The organism is Streptomyces sp. RP5T, assembly GCF_003933965.1.
In the GTDB taxonomy this organism is placed as follows: Bacteria; Actinomycetota; Actinomycetes; order Streptomycetales; family Streptomycetaceae; genus Streptomyces.
Genome location: NZ_RSAJ01000512.1, coordinates 1 through 6,003, shown reverse-complemented (window position 1 = coordinate 6,003; position 6,003 = coordinate 1). Strand labels below are relative to the sequence as shown.

General features: G+C 71.1%; 4 protein-coding genes and 1 pseudogene. 4 read left to right on the top strand and 1 reads right to left on the bottom strand.

What is annotated here, in order from left to right; all coding sequences use genetic code 11:
- The 4 genes and pseudogenes from EHS43_RS34930 to EHS43_RS34915 form a co-directional block, all read left to right on the top strand.
- Positions 1 to 273 (top strand): annotated as a pseudogene (locus tag EHS43_RS34930) (glycoside hydrolase family 2 protein); the annotation flags it as partial.
- The gene (locus EHS43_RS34925; RefSeq protein WP_125194655.1) at positions 270 to 1,307 is read left to right on the top strand and encodes a LacI family DNA-binding transcriptional regulator; all 1,038 of its coding nucleotides are present in this window, start codon (positions 270 to 272) and stop codon (positions 1,305 to 1,307) included. The pseudogene EHS43_RS34930 and the gene EHS43_RS34925, both read left to right, overlap by 4 nt.
- Positions 1,308 to 1,424: 117 nt before the next feature.
- Positions 1,425 to 2,651: an acetyl-CoA C-acyltransferase gene (locus tag EHS43_RS34920; RefSeq protein WP_062022059.1), complete on the top strand. Its 1,227-nt coding sequence runs from the start codon at positions 1,425 to 1,427 to the stop codon at positions 2,649 to 2,651.
- The gene (locus EHS43_RS34915; RefSeq protein WP_125194654.1) at positions 2,648 to 4,774 is read left to right on the top strand and encodes a 3-hydroxyacyl-CoA dehydrogenase NAD-binding domain-containing protein; all 2,127 of its coding nucleotides are present in this window, start codon (positions 2,648 to 2,650) and stop codon (positions 4,772 to 4,774) included. The genes EHS43_RS34920 and EHS43_RS34915 overlap by 4 nt, the downstream gene beginning before the upstream one ends.
- Positions 4,775 to 4,856: 82 nt before the next feature.
- Here EHS43_RS34915 and EHS43_RS34910 read toward each other — a convergent pair whose 3' ends face one another.
- Entirely contained in the window at positions 4,857 to 5,885 is a 1,029-nt protein-coding gene (locus EHS43_RS34910) for a hypothetical protein (protein ID WP_125194653.1), read from the bottom strand.
- Positions 5,886 to 6,003 lie beyond the last annotated feature (118 nt).

Below are 6,003 nucleotides of genomic sequence, written 5' to 3'. Positions count from 1 at the left end.
GCTCTGTACTTTCCCTGCCCTGATCGGGAAATCCCCTATCCGCAGCCCGAGTTCGACGTCTCCGTGGTGCCCGGGGCCGTGATCGTGACGGCCCGCACCCTCGTACGGGATCTGCTGTTGCAGGCCGACCGGCTGGATCCGGGGGCGCGGGCCGACCGGGGGCTGGTGACCTTGTTGCCCGGGGAGCGGGTGACCATCGGGGTCAGCGGCTGGGAGACTCCTGACGCGGATGCCGCCCGGTCCGCCCTGTACTGCCTGGAGCCCAGCCGATGACAGCCCAGCCGGCCGCACGCGTCACCATCAAGGACGTCGCCGCGCGCGCCGGTGTGTCCAAGGGGGCCGTGTCGCTCGCCTTCAACCACAAGCCGGGGCTGTCGGAGGCGACCCGGGACCGGATCTTCCGGGCGGCGCGGGAGCTGGGCTGGGCGCCGAACCTCACCGCACGGACGCTGGCCGGGTCGCGGGTCGACGTGGTGGGACTCGCGATCTGCCGGCCGGCGCGGCTGCTGGGGCTCGAACCCTTCTACATGGAGTTCGTCTCGGGCGTGGAGAGCGTGCTGATCGAGCGGAACTGCTCGCTGCTGCTGCGGCTCGTGCGGAACGTGGAGGAGGAGGTCGGCATCCAGGAGTCGTGGTGGCGCGGACGCCAGGTCGGGGGGTCGATCCTGGTCGACTTCCGGGCCGACGATCCGCGCGTGGCGGCCGTCGAACGCCTGGGGATGCCGGTGGTGGCCGTGGGGCATCCGTCGTTCACCGGTGGTCTCACCTCCGTGTGGACCGACGACGCCACCGCCGTGACGGAGGCCGTGAGGTATCTGGCGGCGCTGGGGCACCGGCGGATCGCCCGGGTGGGGGGTGCGGCGGCGCTCGGGCACACGGCGACACGGACGGCCGCGTTCGACGACGCGGCGCGCGGGCTCGGCCTCGCGGGGGCCTGGCAGGTGACCACCGACTACTCCGGGGAGGCCGGCGGGCGGGCCACCCGGTCCCTGCTGACCGCCCCGGCGGCGGACCGGCCGACCGCGATCGTCTACGACAACGACATCATGGCGGTGGCCGGCCTGTCGGTCGCCGCGGAGATGGGGCTGCACGTCCCGCGTGACGTCTCGCTGCTCGCCTGGGACGACTCGCAGCTGTGCCGGCTGACCCATCCCACGCTCTCCGCGATGAGTCACGACGTGCACGGCTTCGGCGCGGAGGCGGCTCGTACGCTGTTCGGAGCAATCACCGGGGAGGGACCTGGATCGCACCCCGTGCCCACGCCGGTCCTGACACCGAGGGGTTCCACGGCGCCTCCCGCGATGTGACCTTCGCCGCTCCCGCCTCCAGGGGTGTGCAGTCACGTTACTCATAAGTAGCATGGTCCTGAGCGCGCGCTCAGCGCATCGCAGCAGTGCAGATCCCGCATCTGGAGGAGAGCCATCGTGCCTCGTACCGTCAGGGACGTCGTCTTCGTCGACGGCGTCCGCACCCCGTTCGGCAAGGCGGGCCCGAAGGGTATCTACCACGAGACCCGCGCCGACGACCTCGTCGTGAAGGCGATCCGGGAGCTGCTGCGCCGCAACCCGGGTCTGGACCCGAAGAAGATCGACGAGGTCGCCATCGCCGCGACCACGCAGATCGGTGACCAGGGGCTCACCATCGGCCGTACCGCCGGGATCCTCGCCGGTCTGCCGCAGTCCGTGCCCGGTTACTCCATCGACCGCATGTGCGCCGGCGCGCTGACCGCCGTCACCACGGTGGCCGGTTCCGTGGCCTTCGGGGCGTACGACATCGCCGTCGCCGGCGGTGTCGAGCACATGGGCCGCCACCCCATGGGCGAGGGCGTGGACCCGAACCCGCGGTTCGTGAGCGAGAAGCTCGTCGACGAGTCCGCCCTGTTCATGGGCATGACCGCCGAGAACCTGCACGACCGGTACCCGACGATCACCAAGCAGCGCGCCGACGAGTACGCCGTGCGCTCCCAGGAGAAGGCCGCCAAGGCGTACGCCAACGGCAAGATCCAGGCCGACCTGGTGCCGATCTCGGTGCGCCGCACCAACCCGGAGGCCGGTGAGACCGGCTGGGGGCTCGTGACCGCCGACGAGCCGATGCGTCCGGGCACCACCCTGGAGAACCTGTCCGGGCTGAAGACGCCGTTCCGCGTCCACGGCCGGGTCACCGCCGGTAACGCGGCCGGTCTGAACGACGGCGCCACCGCCTCCCTCATCGCCTCCGAGGACTTCGCCCGCGAGAACGACCTGCCGGTGAAGATGCGCCTGGTCTCGTACTCCTTCGCGGGTGTCGAGCCCGAGGTCATGGGCTACGGCCCGATCCCGGCCACGGAGAAGGCGCTCGCGCAGGCGGGCCTGTCGATCTCCGACATCGGTCTCTTCGAGATCAACGAGGCCTTCGCGGTCCAGGTCCTCGCCTTCCTGGAGCACTACGGCATCGCGGACGACGACGAGCGCGTCAACCAGTACGGCGGCGCGATCGCCTTCGGTCACCCGCTGGCCTCCTCGGGTGTGCGTCTGATGACGCAGCTGGCCCGCCAGTTCGAGGAGCAGCCCGAGGTCCGCTACGGCCTGACCACCATGTGCGTCGGCTTCGGCATGGGCGCGACGGTCATCTGGGAGAACCCGAACCACAAGGACGCCGGAGGCAGCAAGTGAGCACCACTGAGCTCTTGAAGGGTGCGGCCGAGCTGTTCCCGGACGAAGTCGTCACCCAGGCGCACGTACGCCACCTGGACCTGCCGTTCAACGCGGGGCGCTTCGCGCTCATCACGCTGGACAACGGCTTCGACCACACCAAGCCGACCACCTTCGGCCCGGCCTCGCTGGCGAACCTGAACACCGCCATCGACCAGGTCGAGAAGGAGGCCTCGGCCGGCGAGATCGTCGGTGTCGGCATCACCGGCAAGCCGTTCATCTTCGCCGTCGGCGCCGACCTCAAGGGCGTCGAGCTGCTGAAGGAGCACAAGGACGCGCTCGCCATCGGCAAGGGCGGCCACGAGGTCTTCAAGCGCCTCGCGGGCATCGCGGTGCCGACCTTCGCGTACTACAACGGCGCGGCGATGGGCGGTGGCGTAGAGGTCGGTCTGCACTGCACCTACCGCACGGTCTCCGCGGCCCTGCCCGCCTTCTCGCTCCCCGAGGTCTTCCTCGGTCTGGTCCCCGGCTGGGGCGGCTGCACGCTGCTGCCGAACCTGATCGGCGCCGAGAAGGCCGTCTCGGTCATCATCGAGAACTCGCTGAACCAGAACAAGCAGCTCAAGGGCGCCCAGGTCTACGAACTGGGCATCGCCGACGCGCTGTTCGAGGGCGCCGACTTCCTGGAGCAGTCCCTGCTGTGGACGGCGTCCGTCCTCAAGGGCGAGATCGTCGTCGAGCGCCCGGCGATCGACCGCGGTGAGGCCTGGGACCAGGCCGTCGCCAAGGGCCGCTTCGTCGCGGACTCCAAGGTGCACGGGGCCGCTCCGGCCGCCTACCGCGCCCTGGACATCATCGAGGCCGCGAAGAACGGCGACCTCCAGCAGGGCTACGACGCCGAGGACCAGGCCCTCGCCGACCTGATCATGGGTGGCGAACTGCGCTCCGGCATCTACGCGTTCAACCTGGTGCAGAAGCGCGGCAAGCGTCCCGCCGGTGCCCCGGACAAGAACCTGGCCCGCCCGGTCACCAAGGTCGGTGTCGTCGGCGCCGGTCTGATGGCCTCCCAGCTCGCGCTGCTGTTCCTGCGCCGCCTGGAGGTGCCGGTCGTGCTGACCGACATCGACCAGGAGCGCGTCGACAAGGGTGTGGGCTACGTCCACGCCGAGATCGAGAAGCTGCTCGGCAAGGGCCGTATCAACCAGGACAAGGCCAACCGCCTCAAGGCCCTGGTCACCGGTGTGCTGGACAAGGCGGAGGGCTTCTCCGACGCGGACTTCATCATCGAGGCCGTGTTCGAGGAGATCGGCGTCAAGCAGCAGGTGTTCGCGGAGGTCGAGGCGGTCGCCCCGGCGCACGCGATCCTCGCCACCAACACCTCCTCCCTCTCCGTCTCGGAGATGGCGTCGAAGCTGAAGAACCCCGAGCGGGTCGTGGGCTTCCACTTCTTCAACCCGGTCGCGATCCTCCCGCTCCTGGAGATCGTCCGCGGCGAGCAGACCGACGACGCCTCGCTGGCCACGGCGTTCGCCGTCGCCAAGAAGCTGAAGAAGACCGCGGTGCTGGTCAAGGACGCCCCGGCGTTCGTCGTCAACCGCATCCTGACCCGCTTCATGGGCGAGATCCAGAACGTCATCGACGAGGGCACCCCGGTGGCCGTGGCGGAGAAGGCGGTGGAGCCGCTCGGCCTGCCGATGTCCCCGCTCGTCCTGCTGGAGCTGGTCGGTCCCGCGATCGGTCTGCACGTCTCGGAGACCCTCAACCGGGCCTTCCCGGACCGCTTCACGGTCTCCCCGAACCTCGCCGCCGTCGTCAAGGCGGGCAAGCGCGGCTTCTACGTCTACGACTCCGGCAAGCCGGAACTGGACCCCGAGGTCGCCGCACTCCTCAAGCAGGGCGATGTCGTGCTGTCCGAGGAGCAGGTCCGCGAGCGCGTCCTGGACGCCGTCGCCCAGGAGATCGGGCTCATGCTCGACGAGGGTGTCGTCGCCGAGGCCCAGGACATCGACCTCTGCCTGATCACGGGCGCCGGCTGGCCCTTCCACCTGGGTGGCATCACGCCGTACCTGGACCGCGAGGGTGTCTCCGAGCGCGTGAACGGCAAGAAGTTCCTCGCTCCGGGCGTGGCGTCGGTCCCGGCGTAACTCCCAGGCAGGTACAGAGGGCCTCCGCTGCGGCGGGGGCCCTCTGTCGTTCACCGGGGACCGGACGGGGGCCCACGGGCCCTCAGACCTCCCGCCAGGCCGCCAGCGCGAGTCCCGGCTCGTCCTTCTGCCGGGCGACCCTGAGCGTCCCGTCAGGGGTCACCGTCGCGGCGACCACACGGCCCTCCGCGTCCTCGGCCAGGGCCACGACCGTGTCCGACGGCAGCTGCGGGCCGGACTCCGTCCACCACAGGCCCGCCGACTCCTGCTCGGTCGGACAGGCCGCGAAGGCGACCCGGCCGGACGCCGAACGCTGGGCGAGCAGTGTGCAGTCGTAGCCTTCCAGGGTGCAGCGCAGCAGGGCCGCCGGGCCGGGTCCTGAGGCCGCGAGCAGCGGGACGGGCTCGGTGTCCGGACGCCAGGCGTGGAGCATGCCCTCGGGGTCCGCGAAGAACAGGGTGCTGTGGTCCTTGGCGGTGGGCAGCGCGCTGAGCGTGCCCGGCTCGACGCGCACCGGCAGCGGGTCGGCGGCCACGGGAGGCGCGCCCGCCTCCCCCTGGAGCCAGCGCAGGACGCCCGCCGGGCCGGTGCCGTACAGCTCGACCCGGCCCGACTCCCCCGTCACGGCGGTCAGTTGCTCGTGCACGTCGGTCCCGCCGAGGTCGGCCCAGGCGTTCCAGCCGCCGCGCTCCTTCTGGATGAGGACGCGCACTCGGTCACCGCCGTCGCGGACGAAGACATGGGCGCGGCCCTCCGCGTCGACGGCCACGGCGGGCACGCCGGTACGCGGGCCGGTTCTGTCCGGGTGGCCGACCGGGTTCCAGTCGAGGGCGGCGAGGTGGACGCGGAAGTGCGTGGAGTGCACCAGGCCCGCTTCCTGGCCCTTGGTGGGCCGCCAGGAGGCGAGGTGGGCGTATCCGTCGGGGCCGTGTCCCACGGCGAGTGTGGGGTGCAGTCGCTGGGCGCCGCCGACCTTGCGCCAGGGCAGCCAGGTGTCGCCGCCGGGGTGTCGCTCCGCCCGGCACCACACCGCTTCGTCACGGGTGGCGTAGACGCCGAGTCGGCCGTCGCGGGCGCGGATGAGCCAGTCGCCGTTCACTGTACGGACCATTGACACGGGCCCACTCTAATCGGGCGGCCGGCGCCCTCCTCGGGCGGGCCGGGCGTGGGACGCTGGGGGCATGAGTGACGTGCTGCTGGTCGTCGTGGACGCCGCGAATGTCGTCGGG

What these genes read in the sequence shown, in the direction of transcription:
- EHS43_RS34925 (WP_125194655.1), top strand. Translation starts at nt 270, where the DNA reads ATGACAGCCCAGCCGGCCGCACGCGTCACCATCAAGGACGTCGCCGCG.
- EHS43_RS34910 (WP_125194653.1), bottom strand. Translation starts at nt 5,885, where the DNA reads ATGGTCCGTACAGTGAACGGCGACTGGCTCATCCGCGCCCGCGACGGC.